The organism is Ralstonia flatus (assembly GCF_958439105.1).
Classification (GTDB): domain Bacteria; phylum Pseudomonadota; class Gammaproteobacteria; order Burkholderiales; family Burkholderiaceae; genus Ralstonia; species Ralstonia flatus.
This window is the reverse complement of record NZ_CAUDLI010000002.1, coordinates 165,028-183,666: the sequence shown is the minus strand read 5'-3', so window position 1 is coordinate 183,666 and position 18,639 is coordinate 165,028. Positions and strand designations below refer to the sequence as shown.

Genomic DNA, 18,639 nt, shown 5'->3' with positions numbered 1-18,639 from the left:
CTACTTAGGGAATGGCGACCGTATCGAGCAGCCGCTGCGCCAGCGCGGTCGCCGACAGCGTGCCGCCCGTTGGGAGCAGGCGATGCGCCGCCACGGCCTTGAAGACGGCTTGCACATCTTCGGGCAACACGGCGTCGCGGCCATCAATGAGCGCCCACGCGCGCGCCGCGGCCAGCAATGCCAGCCCCGCACGCGGCGACAGGCCCATCTGCACCTGCGCATCGGTGCGCGTGGCGTTCACGAGCGCGAGCACGTAGTCGACCAGCGCCGGCGCCACGTGGACGGCATCGGCGGCCGTCTGCAGCGCCACGACTTGCGCAGCCGTCAGCACGGCTTCGATGTCCTGCGGCGCACCGCCGCCCAGGTACAGCGCACGCTCCGAGCTTTGATCGGGATAGCCCAGCGACAGCCGCATCGTGAAGCGGTCCAGCTGCGACTCCGGCAGCGGATGCGTGCCGATCTGGTTGAGCGGGTTCTGCGTGGCGATTACGAAGAACGGCTCGGGCAGCGGATACGTCGCCCCGTCATGCGTGACCTGCCCTTCGGCCATCGCTTCGAGCAGCGCGCTTTGCGCCTTGGGCGTCGCGCGGTTGATCTCGTCCGCCAACACCACCTGCGCGAACAGCGGCCCCGGGTGGAATTCGAAAGCGCCCTTTTCTTTCACGTAGATCGACACGCCGATCAGGTCAGTCGGCAGCAAGTCGCTCGTGAACTGCACGCGCTGATATTGCAGGCCGAGCGTGCGGGCCAGCGCATGCGCGAGCGTCGTCTTGCCCACGCCCGGCAGGTCTTCCAGCAGCAGATGCCCGCGTGCCAGCAGACACGCCAGCGCCAAACGGATCTGCAGCGGCTTGCCCAGCACGATGCGATCGAGCGCGCGCTGCGCCTGCGACAAAGCGGCGGGCAAGGTCAGCGGCGTGGAGGGCGCCGTACGAACGGGAGAAAGCGGGACTTGGTTGGGCGTCATCGGGGTGCAGCCGAGGCAACAATGCCAGCGAGTGTAGCGGCATCGCACGACACCCGCGCGCCCATGTCTTGTCTGCGTGAGCGCGCTACAACATCAGTCCGGTTTGCGCGCGGGGATAGCCGCATCGAGCAACACGCGTGCCGTGCGCGGCAGGCTCTTGATCAGGCGCGGTGCATCGGCGCCGAAGGTCTGGCTGGCGGTATAGCCGCCTTCGATCAGGAAAGCGAGGTCGTCGGCCAGCGCATCGGGGTCGGTCGCGCCGGCGGCCTGGGCGCGGTCCCGCAGGCGGGCGAGCAGCAGCGCCTTGTTGCGCTGAACAAACTGCCGCGCCGGATGCGTCATGTCCGGAAACTCCGCCGCCACATTCACGAACGGGCAGCCCCGGTAGCCGGGGCGTGAGGCGCGTTCGGATACGTCGATGAAGAACTGCAGCAATTGCGCGCGCGCATCGTCGGGATGCTTGGCCACGCTGGCGTTGAAGTAACCCCAGAAGCTCTCTTCGCTGCGCTCGAGGTACGCGATGACGAGATCGTCCTTCGACTTGAACTGCCGGTAGAGGCTCATCTTGTTGACGCCGGCCTTCTCCACCACGGCTTCTACGCCAACAGCCCGCACGCCTTCGTAGTAAAACAGTTGACGCGCCGCCTCGAGCAGGCTGGCGTGCGCGTCCTCACCGCTGATGCGGCGCGGCGTCGGCTTGGGTTGATCAACGGTGTCGGCGGTGGAAACGGTGGAAAGTGCGCGGGGTCCGCGACGGGCAGCGGTGGCCATGGTGATACTCCTGCAGGCGCGGCGGGAGGCAAACCCCCAGCCACGCCGGTGTCATTCGAATGCTGCTTGACATGTTACCGAGCGGTACCTACTATCGCAACCACGTTGTTACCGACCGGTAACGAATGCGATATTGTTGCCCCCACAAGAATCGAATCGAACGAATCGAACGAATCGGACACCTCATGCAGCGACTTGCCCGCCTCATCGCCCCACGTTTCCACTACAGCTGGCTTGCGCTCGCAGTGGTGTTCCTGATCCTGCTGTGCGCCGCCGGCACGCGCGCCACGCCCAGCGTGATGATGCTGCCGCTCGAGCACGAATTCGGCTGGAGCCGCAGCACGATCTCGCTGGCCATCTCGATCGGTATTGCGCTGTACGGGCTGACCGGGCCGTTCGCGGCGGCATCGATGCAGTATTTCGGCATCCGCCCGACGGTGCTCGGTGCGCTGGCGGTGCTGGTGGCGGGCACGGCACTCTCGGCGATGATGCATGAGCCCTGGCAGATGGTGCTGCTGTGGGGCGTGATGGTGGGCGGCGGCACGGGCGTGGCGGCCATCACGCTGGGCGCCACGGTGGTCAACCGCTGGTTCACTTCGCATCGCGGCCTGGCCATGGGCATCCTGACGGCCAGCTCGGCCACGGGGCAACTCGTGTTCCTGCCGATGATGGCGGCGGTGGTCGAGCATTACGGCTGGCGCCCGGTGGTGCTGATCGTGGCCAGCGTACTCGCGCTGCTGTTGCCGGTCGTATGGCTGCTGCTGCCGGAATCGCCCAAGAGCGTAGGCCTGCGCACGTATGGCGAACCCGCCGATGCGCCGGAAGCCGATCACGGCCCGCGCGCCAACCCGATCACGCTAGCCATGCAGACGCTTGTGCAGGCGGCCCGCAAGCGCGATTTCTGGCTGCTGTTTGCGAGCTTCTTCATCTGCGGCGCGAGCACCAACGGCTACATCGGCACGCACTTCATCGCCATGTGCGCAGACCACGGGTTCTCCGAAGTGAAGGGCGCAAGCCTGCTCGCTGCGATGGGGATCTTCGATCTGGTCGGCACCACGCTGTCGGGCTGGTTGTCCGACCGCTACAACAGCCGTGTGCTGCTGTTCTGGTACTACGGCCTGCGCGGGCTGTCGCTCATCTACCTGCCGTATGCGTTCGGCTTTGAGTTCTTCGGCCTGCCGGTGTTCGCCGTCTTCTACGGCCTGGATTGGATTGCCACCGTGCCGCCCACCGTGCGCCTGACCAACGACGTGTTCGGCAAGGCCGCCGCGCCCATCGTGTTTGGATGGATCGTCGCGGGGCACCAATTGGGCGCGGCATTCGCCACGCTGGGTGCAGGCATGATGCGCGCCTCGCTGGGCAACTACACGCTTGCCTCGATGATCTCTGGTGGGCTGTGCGTGGCGGGCGCCTTCCTGGTGCTGCGCATTCACCGCACGCCCAAGAAAGACGCCGAGCGCGCAGGCCAACCCGCCACGGCGTGAGTGATTACGGCTTCAAGAAACCGTATTGACCCAGCACCGCCTGGCCCGCCGGCGACAGCACGTAGGCCACAAAGTCGGCCGCCTGCTGTGGCTGCTTCGTGCCGGATGTCACAGCGATCGGGTAGGTGAGCGGCACATTCAGCGGCACGGGGCTCGCCACCTTCACCTTGTCGGCGGCGATGGCGGCATCGGTGGAGAACACCAGGCCGGCCTCGACCTCGCCGCGCGACACATAATCCAGCGCCTGGCGCACGTTCTGCGCCAGCACCGCCTTGGCCTCCACCGGCTCCCACAGCTTGGCCGCTTCCAGCGCACGCTTGGCATAGCGGCCCACCGGCACCGACGCCGGATTGCCGATTGCCACGCGCTTCACCTCGGGCCTCGTCAGATCGGCCAGCGCGTGCACGGGCACCGTGGCCGCGGCCGGCACGATCAGAACCAACTGGTTGGCGACAAAGTCGTGGCGCGTCTCCGTCTTGATGACTTTCTCCGCTGCGGCCTTGTTCATCGCTTCCTGGTCGGCGGAGGCAAACACGTCAGCCGGGGCGCCCTTCACGATCTGCTGCATCAGCACGTCCGACGCGCCGAAGTTGAGCACGACCTTGGTGTCCGGATGCAGCGCTTCGTACTGCTGGGCGATCGTCTTGAAGGCGTTGGTCAGGCTGGCGGCGGCAGAGACAACGAGGTCCGCCGCCCGTGCTGGCGCAGCAAAACCCATCGACAGTGCAGCGACCAGGCCAATGGCGCGCACGTGCGCACGAACCGAGAAACGTTGCATGAAAGACCCGGAAGTGGATGAATGACCGGGCGTAATATACGAGCCGATATAACGCTTGGTCAACGCGCGATCTGAATGCCGGATATCACGCGCTCACCATGGAGACTTCAGGTGCGTTCGGCGCGTGCGGCTTCGTCAATGCAGTCGGCAAGCCGCCCCGCAATGGGCTGGCGGCTATGGCGCGGGCGCTCGATCAGGCCGATCTCGCGGTAGAACGTGGCGTCGCCCAGGCTGACGGCGCGCGTGCCGGGTGGCCAGGCGGCTTGCGCAGCGGTCTGCGGGGCCAGTGCCACGCCCTGCCCGCGCGCCACGAGTTGCGTCATGCCTTGCAGCTCGTCGAGTTCGATTACGTCGTGCGGGGTGATGCGCTGGTCGCGCAGGAACTGATCGACGCGGCGGCCGCCGAACGAGCGGCGGTCATAGCGGATGAACGGTTGATGGGCGAGCAGCGCGCGCCAGTCGTCGCCGGGCACGGCGGCAGGCACCAGCAGCACGAAGGGCTCGGCCACCAGCGTGCGCCATTCCAGATCGGCCGGTACCGCAAACGGCGGGCGGATCAGCACCGCGAGGTCGATCTCGCCGGCATCCACCAGGCCGAGCAGATCCAGCGAGACACCCGGCACGATGCGCGCACGGCAATGCGGGAATTCGCTGCGAAACTGCACCAGCGCATCCACCAGGAACGACGTCTGCACTGAGGCAATCGCGCCGATGCGCACGAGGCCGCGCTGCTCGTTGCCGCCAGCCTGGTCGCCCAGGCGCTCATACAGCGTGACGATGTGTTCGGCCAAGGCCAACGTATCGCGCCCGGCGGCATTGAGCGTGGCCGAGCGGCCCGTGCGATCGAAGAGTTGAAAGCCGAGCGATTCTTCCAGCCGCTGGATCTGCGCGCTCACCGCCGACTGCGTGAGGCCGATGCGCTCGCCCGCACCCGCAAACGTGCCATGCCGGGCGACGGCAATGAAAGTCTTGAGTTCTCGAAGCATGGGGCACGCGGATCAGTGAAGAAGCGCAAGGATACGCGCGCCGCGCCGCATCACTTGGCAAACAGCGATGCCATGTTGGCAAACGCCTTGATCTCCATCGCATTGCCCGACGGATCGAGGAAGAACATCGTGGCCTGCTCGCCCACTTCGCCCTTGAAGCGGATATGCGGCTCGATGATGAACTCGATGCCGGCGGCGCGCAGCTTATCGGCGGCGGCTTCCCACTCGGCCATGGAAAGCACCACGCCGAAGTGGCGCACGGGCACGTTGTCGCCGTCGACGGCGCTGGTCTTGCGGTGGCCGACTTCATCCGGCGCGAGATGGGCGACGATCTGGTGGCCGTAGAAATTGAAATCCACCCAGTCCGGCGAGCTGCGGCCTTCCGGGCAGCCGAGGATGCCGCCGTAAAAGGCGCGGGCCGCGGCAATGTCGTGCACGGGAAAGGCGAGGTGGAATGGGGCAAGCACAGGCGTGACGTTGCTCATGTGGGGGCGCAGGTCGCGAAGAGTTGGAATCAGGCAGCACCGGCACGCAGCGGGGGGGCCGCTTACGCACCGGGCCACGCGAACGAGTCTATGCGCATCCACTGATGCACAAAAGCGATGTTTTTTTGCGCTGAGCAACATTAGATTTGATGAATCAGGCAAAAAAGAAGCCGCCCAACGGCGGCGAAAGAGACACACGGTAAGCCCACCTGCATCGCGTGCAGGCGCGCGAAGACGAATATCAGGCGAAGGCGAACGGCGTCACGGCCATTTCGGCCTGGGCGAGCGGCAGGCGCACGGTGCAGACCGTGGCGTCGCCCGGCACATTGGCCACGCGGAAACCCGCATCGCGCGCCAGGCTGATCATGCGGCGGTTGATGGACAACACCTCGCCGAAGACTTCCCGCGCGCCGGACACCCGCGCTGCGCGGATCAGCGTGGCAAACAGGCGTCGCCCGACGCCCTTGCCCTGCCACGCGTCCGCCACCAGGATGGCGAACTCGGCCACGCCGTCTTCTACGACGAAGCGGCCGTCGGCGATCAGGTCTTCGCCGGTGCCATCAGGGCGCGCAACGCTCACGACCAGCGCCATGTGGTTCACGTAATCGATCTGGGTATAGGCGGCGAGCATCTCGTCGGTCAGCCGGCCGCCGCCCACGAGGAAGCGCGCATAGCGCGACTCGGACGACAGTCCCTCGACCAGGGCGGCCTCACGCGGGGCGTCTTGCGGCAGAATCGGGCGCACGGTGGCGATGGAGCCGTCGTGCATGGTCCAGCGGTCGATCCATTCGGCGGGGTAACGGTGGATGGTGTAAAGCATGGGGATCTCCTCACGCGATGGATCGTTGTTATTGACCGCCAGTACGGGATCGCCGTCTGACTTTCTAATTTGAAGCTAGATTAGCAGAAACCCTGACTTTTGCAAGTAAAGTCAGAATTGACTATGCTTTTGCCATGAGAATTCCGGAACCCTTCCCCGTCCCAGCAGCCTCCGAGGTCGTGACATCGATGGAAGAGCCCTGCTCGATTGCGGCGGCCGTTTCGATCGTCGGCGAGAAATGGACGCTGCTCGTGCTGCGGGAGGCGTTTTCGGGCGTGACGCGGTTTGATGAGTTTTTGCGCCGCACGGGGTGCTCGTCGGCGATCCTGTCGTCGCGGCTCAAGGCGCTGGTGGCGTACGGCATCCTGCGGCGCGTGCCGTACCAGGAGCCGGGCGACCGCGTGCGCGATGCCTACCGGCTGACACGGGCGGGCGTCGACCTGCTGCCCGCCATCGTCGCGCTCATGCAATGGGGCGACCGCTACCTCACGCCCGATGGCGAGGGCCCCATGTTGTTGCGCGACCGGGAAAGCGGCACGCCGATCCACGTCGCGCTGGTCAATGCGCTGGGCGAGCCGGTTGCGCCCAAGAACTCGATGCGCGAGCGCAATCCGCGTTATGGCCAGGGGCAAAAGCCCGCCGCCACGGCCGCGGATACGCCGCCGGCCAACGGGTAACACACAACTTTACAGGTCCGGCAAAACCCCCTATCGTCGCGGATGAATGGGCAAACGGCCGCGTACGACCCGGCTTTCCGACGCATCCGCGCCTATGTGCCATTGCCTGATGGCCGCCCCTCCCGACTTCGCCCTCGACCACGCTGCTCACGCCCGGAACCACGACTGCCATGCCTGATGCCGTGGTACCGCTCTACCACCAGATCTACGTCGTCCTGCGCCAACAGATTCTTGAGGGCCGGTTCAGCGACGGCCCGATGCCGGGCGAGATCGAGCTGGCCCGCCAGTTCGGCGCGTCGCGGGTCACGATGCGGCGCGTGTTCGACTACCTCGTCAAGGAAGGTCTGGTGCGCCGCCATCGTGGCATGGGGACGTTTGTCGTCAAGCCCGATGACCCGGTGACGATGGGCGGCGGCGCCCAGACGCTGCTGCAGAACATCATCGACGTGGGCGAGCGCACTTCCGCCGTCGTCGTCGAATTTGAAGATGTACTGGCCCCGCCCGACGAAGCCAAATGCCTGGAAGTCGCCCCCGGCACGCCCATCAAGAAACTTGTGCGTGTGCGCCACCTGGAAGACACACCCATGGCACTCATCACCACATGGCTGCCGCTGGACGTGACGAGCAAGCTCACGCTGGACCGCCTGGCGAACCAGTCGCTGCTGCGGCTGATCGAGGGCTCGGGCGTGCGGATCGATCGTGCATCGCAGGTGGTGTCTGCACGGTTGGCCGATGTGGCGACGGCGCAGTATCTGGATGTGTCGGTGGGCGCGCCGCTGCTGTCCGTCCAGCGCATCGTGCGGGAGATGAGCGGGCGCCCCGTGCAGCTGCTGCAGGGCCTCTACCGGCCCGACCGCTACGAATACCGCATGGAGCTGTCGCGCGTGGGCGAAGACCGCGCCCGCCTGTGGATCGACAACGCCGGTCATGACGTACAAGGCGGTCACAGCGAAGACGTGGAAGAGGCGCCCACGTCGTCCGCATCCCCGGCCAGCCAGCGCGCCTGACACCACCCACAGCAAGGTTATTGGCCCTCAGCAGGCGCAGAGGAAAGTTGTTAGCATCGCCGCTTCGCTGCGATGCAGCAATCTCCTCCATGAGGTTCCCATGTCGACCTCGCCTGCGTCCCAAACGCCCGCCACTGCCACCGCCGCACCTGACACCAAAGGGCTGATCCGCCTGCTGACCGCCGGTGCAGGCATCAGCGTGGCGTGCATCTACCTGAACCACCCGCTCTTGGGCCTGATCGGCCGCGACCTCGCCATCGCACCGCACGCATTGGGCGTCCTGCCCACGCTGACGGCGGCGGGCTACGCCAGCGGCATCTTTTTCTTCGGCCCGCTGGGCGACCGCTACGACCGCCGCATCGTCATCCTATGGAAGGCGGTGCTGCTCACGTTGGCGCTCATCGCCAGCTGCCTCGCGCCGAATCTGCCACTGCTGGCGGCGGCCGGCTTTGCGGTGGGGCTCTCCGCCACCATCGCGCAGGACTTCGTGCCCAGCGCCGCCGCCATCAGCACCGACCACAACCGCAATCGCAACATCGGCACGGTGATGACGGGGCTGTTGATCGGCATCGTCAGCTCGCGCGTGTTCAGCGGCATCGTGGCGGACCACTTCGGCTGGCGCGCAGCCTTTGGCGTATCGGCAGTGGCGATCGTCGGGCTGGCGATTGCCGTGCGCGCCGCGCACTTTGGTGTGGCACCTCCCGCGACCATGCGGCAGCCGTACCTTGTGCTGCTGCGCTCGCTCGGCACGCTGTTCGCGCAGCACCCGCGGTTGCGCGCATCCGCCATCACGCAGGCGTTCATCGGCATCGCGTTCTCGGGCTTCTGGTCCACCGTGGCCTTGCACCTGACGGGTACGCTCGGGCTATCGACGGGACAAGCCGGGCTGCTCGGCTTTGCCGGTGCCGCAGGCGCACTGGGCGCGAGCATTGCCGGGCGACTGTCGGGCCGCGTTGCGCCCGGCCACATCGCAGCGGGTGGCGCGTTGCTCATGGCGGTGACGTTTGCCGCGATGGCGCTGTTTCCGCAATCGCTCATCGCCATCGTGATCGGCACGCTCGTCTTTGACGTGGGCGTGCAGGCCGCGCTGGTTTCGCACCAGACGATCATTTATGCACTGGCACCGGAAGCGCGCAGCCGCATCAACGCGGTGTTCATGACGGCGCTGTTTATCGGCATGTCGTTGGGCGCGTATGGCGCAAGCCTGGCGTGGACGAACGGCCGCTGGACCGGCCTGATGGCGTTTTGCACGGCGGCGGCGCTGGTGGCGCTCGGGTTGCGCGTGATGTTCAACGCGCGGCAGGGGGCGCGGTAACAAGTCTGCTCGGCATTGCGGCTGTGACCATTTGTGAACTATAGTTTACAGATCGAAGTGCGATCCTTAGCATCCCCGCATGCTGACGATCCGCACTACCAACGCTTTCGACACCTGGTTTTCGAAGCTGCGTGACAAGACTGTGCAGCGCCGTATCCAGGTACGCATCGACCGCTTACAGCTGGGTCATCCGGGTGATGTGAAGCCTGTCCGAGCGGGTGTCACTGAGCTACCCATCAATCACGGCCCCGGCTACCGGGTGTATTTCGCCCAGCGTGGCGCAGTGCTGATCATCCTGTTATGTGGCGGTGACAAGTCGACACAGGAAGCCGACATCCGACGCGCGATTGAGTTGTCGCGCCATCTCGACGTGGAGTGACCATGCCTACCGACAAACCCGTCAAAACTCGCCCGTGGGATTCCGCAGAGCATCTCAAGACCGAAGCCGACATGGCCGCATATCTGGACGCGTGCCTGGAGGAAGCGGCCGACGACCCCGCATTCATCACGCATGCGTTGGGCGTAGTGGCCAGAGCGCGCGGCATGACGCAACTCGCCCGTGACACCGGCATGACGCGCGAAGGGCTGTACAAGGCCTTGTCTGAAGAAGGCAATCCGAGCTTTGCCACCGTGCTCAAAGTCATGCGGGCGTTGGGTATCCGCTTGCATGCGGTCGCGGTGTAAAAGGCCGGAGCGTACCCGTTTCTGCGTGACCTCTACACGCCTGCCGCACGCCTGACGCAACACACCATCTCACCCATCGGGGCAACTCCGGGGCGCGACAACCTGCGACATGTCGCTACAATTCTGAGGGTCAGCTTAGGCTGCCCACAGAACAACCACACCGAGACGCCCTCATGGATAGCACTGCCACCCCGCATGCGGTTGACCCGCACGACACACGTCGCCGCATCTTTGCCATCGTCGGCGCGTCGTCGGGCAACCTCGTCGAATGGTTCGACTTTTACGTCTACGCGTTCAGCTCCCTGTACTTTGCACCGGCCTTCTTCCCAAGCGGTGACCGCACGACGCAACTGCTGAACACAGCGGGCGTGTTTGCGGCGGGCTTCCTGATGCGGCCCATCGGGGGCTGGCTCTTCGGCCGCATTGCCGACAGGCACGGCCGCCGCACAGCGATGATGATCTCCGTGCTGATGATGTGCGGCGGCTCGCTGCTGATCGCGGTGCTGCCGACGTATGCGCAGATCGGTGCGCTGGCCCCGTTCCTGCTGCTCGTGGCGCGGCTGTTCCAGGGCCTGTCGGTGGGCGGGGAATACGGCACCAGCGCAACCTACATGAGCGAGGTGGCGCTGCAGGGCCGGCGCGGCTTCTTTGCCTCGTTCCAGTATGTGACGCTGATCGGCGGCCAACTGTGCGCCGTCCTCGTGCTCGTCATCCTGCAGCAACTGCTGACGACGGCTGAGCTGAAAGCCTGGGGCTGGCGCATTCCGTTTGTGGTGGGCGCCCTCACTGCGCTGATCGCCCTGTACCTGCGCAAGTCGCTGCACGAAACGCAGACGACCTCCGCGCGCAAGGTCGAGCACGCCGGCACGATCCGCGGCGCGTGGCAGCACAAGGGCGCGTTCCTGCGCGTGATCGGCTTTACCGCCGGCGGCTCACTGATCTTCTACACGTTCACGACGTACATGCAGAAGTACCTCGTCAACACGGCGCACATGGAGACCAAGACTGCGTCCAACGTGATGACGGGCGCGCTGTTCGTCTACATGATCCTGCAGCCCGTATTTGGCGCGCTGTCCGACCGCATCGGCCGCCGTAATTCAATGCTGTTGTTCGGCGCCCTGTCGGTGCTGGGTACAGTGCCGCTCATGAAGGCGCTGGCCACGGTGTCGACGCCGCTTGCTGCCTTCGGCCTCATCACGCTGGCGCTGGCCATCGTCAGTTTCTATACGTCGATCAGCGGCCTGATCAAGGCTGAGATGTTCCCGCCCGAAGTGCGCGCCATGGGCGTGGGCCTGTCGTATGCAATTGCGAATGCGGTGTTCGGCGGCTCGGCGGAATACGTGGCGCTGTGGTTCAAGCAAGCCGGCAGTGAATCGACGTTTTATTGGTACGTGACGGCGCTGTGCGCGGTGTCCTTCATCGTGACGTACTTCATGCCCGATCCGAGCAAGGAAGGGTATCTGCGCCACGAGCCGTAATCGCGGCCCGGCGTTTCAACCACGCGCCCATACCGCGACCTCCGATGTCTGAAACGGTGGTCGCGGTCGGGCCTCCCGCATCAGCTTCCGGCTAACCCAACGCGCCCAACGCAGCAGCCACCAGGCGACGCTGCTCCGCCTGATGCGCGCGCACCGACGCATGCGCGCCCGATGGTGTCGCGCTGCGGCACACACCGGTCAGTCGGCTCCCCTGCGGAACACACGCCTCCAGCGCCTCGCGCACGAAGCGCCATGCGCCCTGGTTGGCATCCTCCTCCTGGGCCCAAACGATTTCCTTCAGATTCGGGAATGCGGCCAACGCAGCCGCGAGCGCCTCCTGCGGAAACGGATAGAGCTGGTCCACGCGGACAAGCGCCACATCCGTACGAGCCTCCCGCTCGCGCTGCGCCTGCAGTTCGTAGAAGAACTTGCCGCTGCACAGCACCACCCGCGTAACGGTTTGCCCGTCGACCACCGAGGCATCCGTCAGCACCGGCATGAAGCACCCGTCGATCAGGTCCTGCACGCGCGAATGCGAACGCCCGTTGCCATGCAGCTGCGTCTTCGGAGACATGACGATCAGCGGCTTGGGCGTTGCCAGCGCGGCTTGCTCGCGCAGCAGGTGGAACCATTGGCCCGACGTCGACGGCATGACCACGCGCATGTTGTCATCCGCGCAAAGCTGCAGGAAACGCCCCAGGAATCCGTTGGAATGCTCCGGCCCGACACCTTCGTGGCCATGCGGCAGCAACATCGCCAATGCAGACTGGCAGCCCCACTTGTATTCGCCCGAAGCGATGTACTGGTCGATGAAGACCTGCGCACCGTTGACGAAGTCGCCGAACTGGGCCTCCCACAACGTCAGCCGCGACCGGGTCTGCACGCTGTAGCCGTATTCGAAGCCCAACGCTGCTTCTTCCGACAACGGCGAGTTGACGATGTCGAACGTGCCCTGGCACGGCGCCACGTGCTGCAACGGAACGTACCGTCGGCCTTCGTTGGACAGCGTTGCTTGGGAATGCCACACCGCGTGCCGATGCATGAACGTGCCGCGTCCGACGTCCATGCCGGACAACCGGATGCTCTGCCCGTCTCCCAGGAGCGTGGCATGGGCCAGGTTTTCAGCGAGGCACCAATCCACCGTATGTGTGTCGCTCGATACCGCCGTGCGCCAGCGCTCGCACAATCCGCGCACGACATCGTGCAGCAGCACGCCGTTGGGGGGCGTGGTCAGCGTCTGCGTCAATGCCTGCACGCGCTGCAATGACAACGGCTGCAACTGGCGGCGCGCCGCACCGTGCGGCAGCGAAGCGTCGGCCTCACCCCAGGCGGCACCGGGGCCCGCGTGCAAATCGCGCACGGCCGCGTCACGCAGATCGGCCAGCCGGGCGGGTTCCGCGCTGGCCGCGTGATACAGCTCCGTGACGGTCGGATGCGCGGCAATGGCCGCGTGCAGCGCGGGCTGTGTCACGGCGGGCGTGTCGTGCTCCGAATGTCCAAGGCGGCGATAGCCGATCAGATCGATGACGATATCGGCGCCATGCTCCATGCGGTACGCAATGGCAATGCGTGCGGCACGCATGACGGCTTCCGGGTCGTCAGCGTTGACGTGCAGCACCGGCGCGTCAACCATGCGCGTCACGTCGGTGCAGTAGTCGTGCGCACGCACGTCCATCAGGTTGGGCGTTGTAAAGCCGATCTGGTTGTTGACGATCACGTGCACGACACCGCCTGCCGTGTAGCCGCTGCGGCGGGTCAGGTTCAGTGTCTCCATGACAACGCCTTGCCCCGCGAACGCCGCATCGCCATGCACCATCACGGGCAGGCACGGTGTGCCGGGGTGCTCGTCCACATGCGCGCGCGCCATGCCACACACCACGGGGTACACGCTCTGCAGATGCGAGGGGTTCGGCGCCAGCACCAGCGCCACCTCGTCGCCGCCCACCATCCGGCGCGCAACGCCACCAAGGTGATACGGCAGATCCCGCTGGGTGAATGCGATGTCCGAATCCGGATCGAGCCGATCGAGCATGCCGCGCGCCCCAAACCCCATCACGTTGACAAGTGTATTCAGGCGCCCGCGATGCGGCATGCCGACAAACACCTGCCGCACGCCGTGGCCGGCACCCTCCTCCACCAGCGTATCGAGCAGCGGCACCAGGCTCTCGCAGCCCTCCAGGGAGAACCGCTTGGCATGCGCGAACGTGCCGCCAACAAGACGCTCCCACATCTCTGCCGCCACCAGCCGGCGCAGCAGCGAGCGCTTCTGGTCAGGTGCGAGCGGCGGTGCCGGCAGCTCTGCCTCCATGCGCGCGTAGAGCCATGCGCGGCGTTGGCGCTTGCGCACGCTGCCGCAATCGAGGCCGATGGTGCCGCAGTACACGCGCTTGAGCTGCCATTCGAGTTCCTGCATCGTCGTCGCGGTGGGCAGAACCGCGCTGGCAGGATCGCGCTTCTGCGCCGGGTCGAGGCCGTGAAACCGCAGGCGAAGCTCGGGCACGTCGGGCAGGGGCACGCGTGCGAGCGGGTCCAGCCGCGCGCGCCGATGCCCGTGCTCGCGATAGGCGTCGATCAACTGGGTGACAGGGGTGAGTGGGAGCGCCGTGGCAGGGCCGCCCGGCGCGTTGGACAGGTCAAACCCTGCGGCCGAACCCGGGTCGGCCATTTGAGGAGCGTGGGAGGACATGGTTGTTCAGGAGATAAGAGACACCGTGGGTGGGTCCCGCCATCGGCACGCCGGCGCACCCGCGCGCGCAATCCTCCAACCAGCACAGCGGTTGCGCAGCAGACACCTGTTCGGCAAATGGCGGGACCGTTCGAAACGCCAAAGCAAAGCGCTACGTCGATTCCTTCTGTAACGAGCCGCCTGGCGACGACCCGTGCCTCCTCCGTTGGACTGCTGACTGCAACATCACTGCGACAACACCTGCGAATGACAAACGTGTTTAAGTGCTTTTAAGTACGCGCCCAGCCAGCCTGCGCCAGCGTGGCCGTCCCGCTCTGTGCGCCCTGCGCATGACCCGACATGTCGCCATGCAGCTTGAACGCGCTGACCATGTCGGCCAGCTGATCGGCCTGGTCCTGCAGCGCCTGTGCCGAGGTCGCGCCTTCCTCGACCAGCGAGGCGTTTTCCTGCGTGACCTTGTCCATCTGCGTGATGGCCTCGTTGATCTGCTCGATGCCTTCGCTCTGCTCGCGGCTCGACGCGCTGATCTCGGCAACGATGTTGGTCACGTTCTGGATACCGGCCACCACGTCGCGGATGATCTGGCCGGCCTCCTCCACCTTGGCGGTGCCGGTGCCGACGTGGTTGACCGAATCTTCGATCAGCGCCTTGATCTCCTTGGCCGCAGCGGCACTGCGCTGCGCCAGGTTGCGCACCTCGCCCGCCACCACGGCAAAGCCGCGGCCCTGCTCGCCGGCGCGCGCAGCTTCCACTGCGGCGTTCAGCGCCAGGATGTTGGTCTGGAACGCGATGCTGTCGATCACGCCGATGATGTCGACGATCTTGCGTGACGACGCATTGATGGTGCTCATGGTTTCGATCGCCTCGCCCACGGCATCGCCGCCCTTGGTCGCCACCAGCGAGGCATTGGATGCCAGGCGGCTCGCTTCCTGCGCGTTGTCGGCGTTTTGCTTGACGGTGGAGGTGAGCTGCTCCATGGCCGCCGCCGTTTGTTCCAGCGAGCTGGCTTGCTGTTCGGTCCGGCTGGACAGATCGATGTTGCCGCTCGCCACCTCGCGCGATGCACGCGCGATGGTGTCCGTCCCGCCACGCACACGGCCGACGATGCCATGCAGGTTGTCGGTCATGCGCTTGAGCGCGGTCAGCAGGCGGCCGATCTCGTCTTGCGCGCCGACCTCAAGACGGTGCGTCAGATCGCCCTGCGCCACGGCTTCGGCCAGGTGCAGCGCACGGTTGATCGGCCCGGTGATCGTGCGGGTGATGAACGCGCCCGTGGCAATGGCAAGCAAGGTCGCCAGCACGGCAAGCACGATCATCTGAATCTTCGCGTTGGCACCTTGCTCGGCGGCTTCGCCGACGTCGTGCTCCATCTCGCTGGCCTGGCGGTCCACCATCTTGTCGACCAGCACGTAGTACTGGTCTTGCAGGCGGCTCATGTCACCCTGGTACAGCACGCGAGCGTCTTCCGGCTTGTTGGCATCGATCAGCTCAAAGAACTTGCGCACCGTGGCACCGTAAGCGGACCGCGCGTCGAACTGTTCCTTGAAGAGCGCCTTGCCCGCATCGGTCGTCAGCATCTTCTCCAGCCGTGCATACGCCTGCCCGTTGGCCTGGCGGATGGCTGCGTAGTCGTTCATGTACTTCGCTTTCTGGTCGGCCGACGTGGCCAGCAGCAGATTGCTGAGAATGCCATTGGCCTTGTAGCCGTTGTTCTTGATCTGGTTGCTCAGTGCGATCAGCGAATAGCGCTCGCTGACGATCCGGCCCATCTTCGTGTTGTTGTCGTCCAGCCGTTGGATGCCGACGGCGGCGGTCCCGATCAACAGCGCCACAACAAGTGCGAACGCTGCACCAAGGCGCACCCCGATCTTCATATCCGAGATTCTCATTTACTTCATTCCTGTTTCAGCGGCGTCAGAGAGAGACGTCATGACCTGGGCAACGCCATCGCCATAACCGTAGCCATAGCCATAGCCATCTGGCGATGCATCAGGTGCATGCGTTGAAGCAGGAGCATCTTGAAGACAAGTGCGGCTGTCGTTGACCGATCTTCAAAGCCGTCGCGCTCCAAGATTGCCCAGGCTGCTTTGACCGGAGATGACGGCACGGCCAAAGGATTCTTGAATGCGATGCCAGGGCAGCACCGCGCTTCAAACCTGTGCACGCGGCGAGAGCGGTGGGTGCAGATCGTGAGCCGCGTGGCGCCGATATTGGCTTGGCGGCACATCCGCGCCGAACGAAGAGAATGAACGCGCACCAAATCTGCGATTTTGTGAATCGTGACGGCGCAAAAACTTCCGATCTGAAATTATTTTAATTCTCGTCTGCAGATGGAAATCGCGCTGCCCGTGTGCGGTCACGCGCGCGCAGTGCTGCGGGGAGCGGGTGCATCGCACATGCCGAAGAGCGGTCCGCCGTGCCGCGCCGTCCACGTGCCGCAGCAGCCCCCGGGTTACCCGCCCACCCAGAGAACCGAGGGCGCATCCAAACGCCCCGCGATCACGTTGGGCCACAGATCGGTTCGATCAGGTTGTCAGCCTCGCGTGGCGAACGATGATTCGCCGGCCTCTTTATGGGCTTTTGCGCAAAGACGCTTTATGCGATGCGGATTGACACGTTCAATTGTCGATTGCAAAGTCAAAGAAAAAACTCAATCAACTCTAAACGTGATTTCACTCTTTATAGGGATGTGTGAGCAAATTGTGAACGTTATGCTTGGCCCCAGTTTCAGGCGCCATCTGCAACGAGTCTTCAGCGCAGTGGCTTGAAGGGGAAGCACCATGAAGTTCGCCATATTGACCTCCAACCCATCCAGCTTTACCTACGTGGCAAGCTGCCTGTCCAGCCAAGGTGCGGAATGCGTCCGCTTTGACGACGCCCTGGCGCTGCTGCGTGCGCGCCGCACAGAAACGTTTGACGTGCTGATGATCGACGCGCAGCACTACCGTACCGCCGGGCAGCTCGTGCTTTCGTGGCGTGAGTGCAATGCCGACATGCGGTGGCCCACGCTGGTGTTCGGCCAGTTTGCAGATCGCGGCGACATGGCCTCGGCCTTCGATGCGGGCGTGGACGACGTGTTGACGGGCCACTTCACTGCCGAAGAGCTGCAAGCCCGCGTGCAACGGGCCCTGCGCCGCGCCGCGCCGGTGCGCCCGAACGCCGGCATGCACGTCGTGGTAGGGCCGTATCGCCTGTGCCGGCTGACCCGGACGGCAACGCTCAACGGCATCCCCATTCGCATGACAGCGCGGGAATTTGCGACGGCATGGCTGCTGTTCTCCTCGCCGGGTTCGTTCCTGTCGCGTCAGCAGATCGCATCGGCCGTGTGGGGCGCAGACGCCAGCATCGTCGAGCGCTCGATCGAGCAGCACATCTACAAGCTGCGCAAGAAGCTCCAGTTCGGGCCCGAGACCGGCGTGGAACTCAAGACGGTGTACGCACGCGGCTACCAGCTTGCCGTGCAAGCCGCCGGCAACGGGCCGGCAGCCGCACCGCCGCCGCCCAGTCTGGCCGCTTAAACGACCCTTTTGCGCAAACGATTGCGGCTTGCAGAGGCTCATCCCCGCCCACGGCAATTGTTTTAGCGTTTCTTCATCAGAAACATTCAAGACAGACGCATTCGTTCTGGCTTATTCAATCCAGCGCTTGTTTAAAAACGATTGCCTTGTTAATTGTTATCGCGTTAAGGATTTCCTGCGAGGGAATTCACAGCGCATTGCTGCTATCTCGCACCCCATTCCGTTCAATTGCATCCTGCAAATGGATCGGGGCGTTCTGGAAAAACCTGGCATTCCCGCCCGTCACGGGAATGCGTCAATCCGTTGTTATTGGCTGTAGCCACGCCGCTCGATGGCGGCTAACACATCCCACGTCTGCGGATCGACGTCGCGGCCCCCGAGCGACATCGAAACGTACGCATCGATCGCGTCCATAAAGCCTTTGATAAACGCCGGCGGGAACGCATGTGTGGAGAGGTGTTGAAGCTCTTCACGCAGCATGCCCGGTCGGCATTGGCCGTGGCTGCGCATGGCGGTGCGTATCCGCCTGAGATACGCCTGCGCTGCGATTGCGCCGTTCAGGTAGGTGCGGTTTTTGGTGAGCGTGCCAGCGTCAGGCGACGTGGGCGCTGGGCTGGGGGGTGGTGCTGGTGGAGATGGATACGACGCTGGTCGCGTCTCGTCTGCAATAGGCATGGAGCCTCCTTGGGATTGAAGGAGCCTCACCATCTCGGCGCTAAACGAGGGTGGCGGGCCTGACGATGGTGTTAGCGACCCGGTCCCAAGGAAACCGGTAGACCCGAAGGTCTCACCATCCGGCCCGCCAAAGTAGGCGCGAACGGAAGCAGCAGTGCGACTGCATGCAGCAATCGTCCGCCTTGGTGTTTCAGGTCGCTAAACCAGACTGCCGTTGGTGCGGCAGCGGGGTGGATTATAGCGAGGGGGGCTGCTTCCAACTTCCGATTCTGTGCACCAGGCCTCCGGGTTCCAATGGCCGCCCGCGC

The 18,639-nt window shown here is 64.9% G+C and carries 17 protein-coding genes; 8 read left to right on the top strand and 9 right to left on the bottom strand.

What is annotated here, in order from left to right; genetic code table 11:
• Positions 1 to 4: 4 nt before the first annotated feature.
• Both R2676_RS04530 and R2676_RS04525 read right to left on the bottom strand, forming a co-directional pair.
• Positions 5 to 967, bottom strand: a complete 963-nt coding sequence (locus tag R2676_RS04530) for an AAA family ATPase (RefSeq protein WP_206273939.1) — start codon at positions 965 to 967, stop codon at positions 5 to 7.
• 93 nt (positions 968 to 1,060) lie between these two features.
• The gene (locus R2676_RS04525; RefSeq protein ID WP_206273938.1) at positions 1,061 to 1,738 is read right to left on the bottom strand and encodes a TetR/AcrR family transcriptional regulator; all 678 of its coding nucleotides are present in this window, start codon (positions 1,736 to 1,738) and stop codon (positions 1,061 to 1,063) included.
• Positions 1,739 to 1,923: 185 nt separating this feature from the next.
• On the opposite strand from R2676_RS04525, the gene R2676_RS04520 reads away from it, so the two are divergent.
• The gene (locus tag R2676_RS04520; RefSeq protein WP_027679547.1) at positions 1,924 to 3,222 is read left to right on the top strand and encodes an MFS transporter; all 1,299 of its coding nucleotides are present in this window, start codon (positions 1,924 to 1,926) and stop codon (positions 3,220 to 3,222) included.
• Positions 3,223 to 3,226: 4 nt separating this feature from the next.
• Here R2676_RS04520 and modA read toward each other — a convergent pair whose 3' ends face one another.
• From modA to R2676_RS04500, 4 genes are all read right to left on the bottom strand, one after another.
• A complete protein-coding gene (gene modA / locus R2676_RS04515) occupies positions 3,227 to 4,000 on the bottom strand; it encodes a molybdate ABC transporter substrate-binding protein (protein ID WP_206273937.1) in 774 nt (257 codons plus the stop codon).
• A gap of 107 nt (positions 4,001 to 4,107) precedes the next feature.
• Positions 4,108 to 4,986: a LysR family transcriptional regulator gene (locus R2676_RS04510; RefSeq protein WP_206273936.1), complete on the bottom strand. Its 879-nt coding sequence runs from the start codon at positions 4,984 to 4,986 to the stop codon at positions 4,108 to 4,110.
• A gap of 50 nt (positions 4,987 to 5,036) precedes the next feature.
• The gene (locus tag R2676_RS04505) at positions 5,037 to 5,471 is read right to left on the bottom strand and encodes a VOC family protein (RefSeq protein ID WP_027679550.1); all 435 of its coding nucleotides are present in this window, start codon (positions 5,469 to 5,471) and stop codon (positions 5,037 to 5,039) included.
• A 241-nt stretch (positions 5,472 to 5,712) separates the two neighbouring features.
• Complete coding sequence (locus tag R2676_RS04500; RefSeq protein ID WP_206273935.1) at positions 5,713 to 6,291, bottom strand: GNAT family N-acetyltransferase; 579 nt, start codon at positions 6,289 to 6,291, stop codon at positions 5,713 to 5,715.
• A 188-nt stretch (positions 6,292 to 6,479) separates the two neighbouring features.
• On the opposite strand from R2676_RS04500, the gene R2676_RS04495 reads away from it, so the two are divergent.
• The 6 genes from R2676_RS04495 (at position 6,480) to R2676_RS04470 (ending at position 11,452) form a co-directional block, all read left to right on the top strand.
• Entirely contained in the window at positions 6,480 to 6,968 is a 489-nt protein-coding gene (locus R2676_RS04495) for a winged helix-turn-helix transcriptional regulator (RefSeq protein ID WP_410482515.1), read from the top strand.
• Between the two features lie 170 nt (positions 6,969 to 7,138).
• Positions 7,139 to 7,975, top strand: a complete 837-nt coding sequence (locus R2676_RS04490; protein ID WP_206273933.1) for a GntR family transcriptional regulator — start codon at positions 7,139 to 7,141, stop codon at positions 7,973 to 7,975.
• 100 nt (positions 7,976 to 8,075) lie between these two features.
• On the top strand, positions 8,076 to 9,290 hold the full coding sequence (locus tag R2676_RS04485; protein ID WP_206273932.1) for an MFS transporter: 1,215 nt from the start codon (positions 8,076 to 8,078) through the stop codon (positions 9,288 to 9,290).
• A 79-nt stretch (positions 9,291 to 9,369) separates the two neighbouring features.
• Positions 9,370 to 9,669: a type II toxin-antitoxin system RelE/ParE family toxin gene (locus tag R2676_RS04480; RefSeq protein ID WP_206273931.1), complete on the top strand. Its 300-nt coding sequence runs from the start codon at positions 9,370 to 9,372 to the stop codon at positions 9,667 to 9,669.
• A 2-nt stretch (positions 9,670 to 9,671) separates the two neighbouring features.
• Positions 9,672 to 9,974, top strand: coding sequence for an addiction module antidote protein (locus tag R2676_RS04475; protein ID WP_037026632.1), 303 nt, complete (start codon positions 9,672 to 9,674; stop codon positions 9,972 to 9,974).
• 173 nt (positions 9,975 to 10,147) lie between these two features.
• The gene (locus R2676_RS04470) at positions 10,148 to 11,452 is read left to right on the top strand and encodes an MFS family transporter (RefSeq protein ID WP_206273930.1); all 1,305 of its coding nucleotides are present in this window, start codon (positions 10,148 to 10,150) and stop codon (positions 11,450 to 11,452) included.
• Between the two features lie 91 nt (positions 11,453 to 11,543).
• On the opposite strand, the gene R2676_RS04465 is transcribed toward R2676_RS04470, so the two are convergent.
• Complete coding sequence (locus R2676_RS04465; protein ID WP_316856895.1) at positions 11,544 to 14,138, bottom strand: 2-oxoglutarate dehydrogenase E1 component; 2,595 nt, start codon at positions 14,136 to 14,138, stop codon at positions 11,544 to 11,546.
• A 269-nt stretch (positions 14,139 to 14,407) separates the two neighbouring features.
• Positions 14,408 to 16,027 carry a methyl-accepting chemotaxis protein gene (locus tag R2676_RS04460; protein ID WP_206273929.1) on the bottom strand — a complete coding sequence of 540 codons (1,620 nt, stop codon included), beginning with the start codon at positions 16,025 to 16,027 and terminating at the stop codon, positions 14,408 to 14,410.
• Between the two features lie 891 nt (positions 16,028 to 16,918).
• Between R2676_RS04460 and R2676_RS04455 the strand changes: the two genes are divergently transcribed.
• Complete coding sequence (locus R2676_RS04455) at positions 16,919 to 17,656, top strand: response regulator transcription factor (RefSeq protein ID WP_206273928.1); 738 nt, start codon at positions 16,919 to 16,921, stop codon at positions 17,654 to 17,656.
• Between the two features lie 306 nt (positions 17,657 to 17,962).
• Here the strand turns inward: R2676_RS04455 and R2676_RS04450 are convergent, their stop codons facing one another.
• Positions 17,963 to 18,331, bottom strand: coding sequence for a hypothetical protein (locus R2676_RS04450; RefSeq protein ID WP_206273927.1), 369 nt, complete (start codon positions 18,329 to 18,331; stop codon positions 17,963 to 17,965).
• Positions 18,332 to 18,639: the final 308 nt, after the last annotated feature.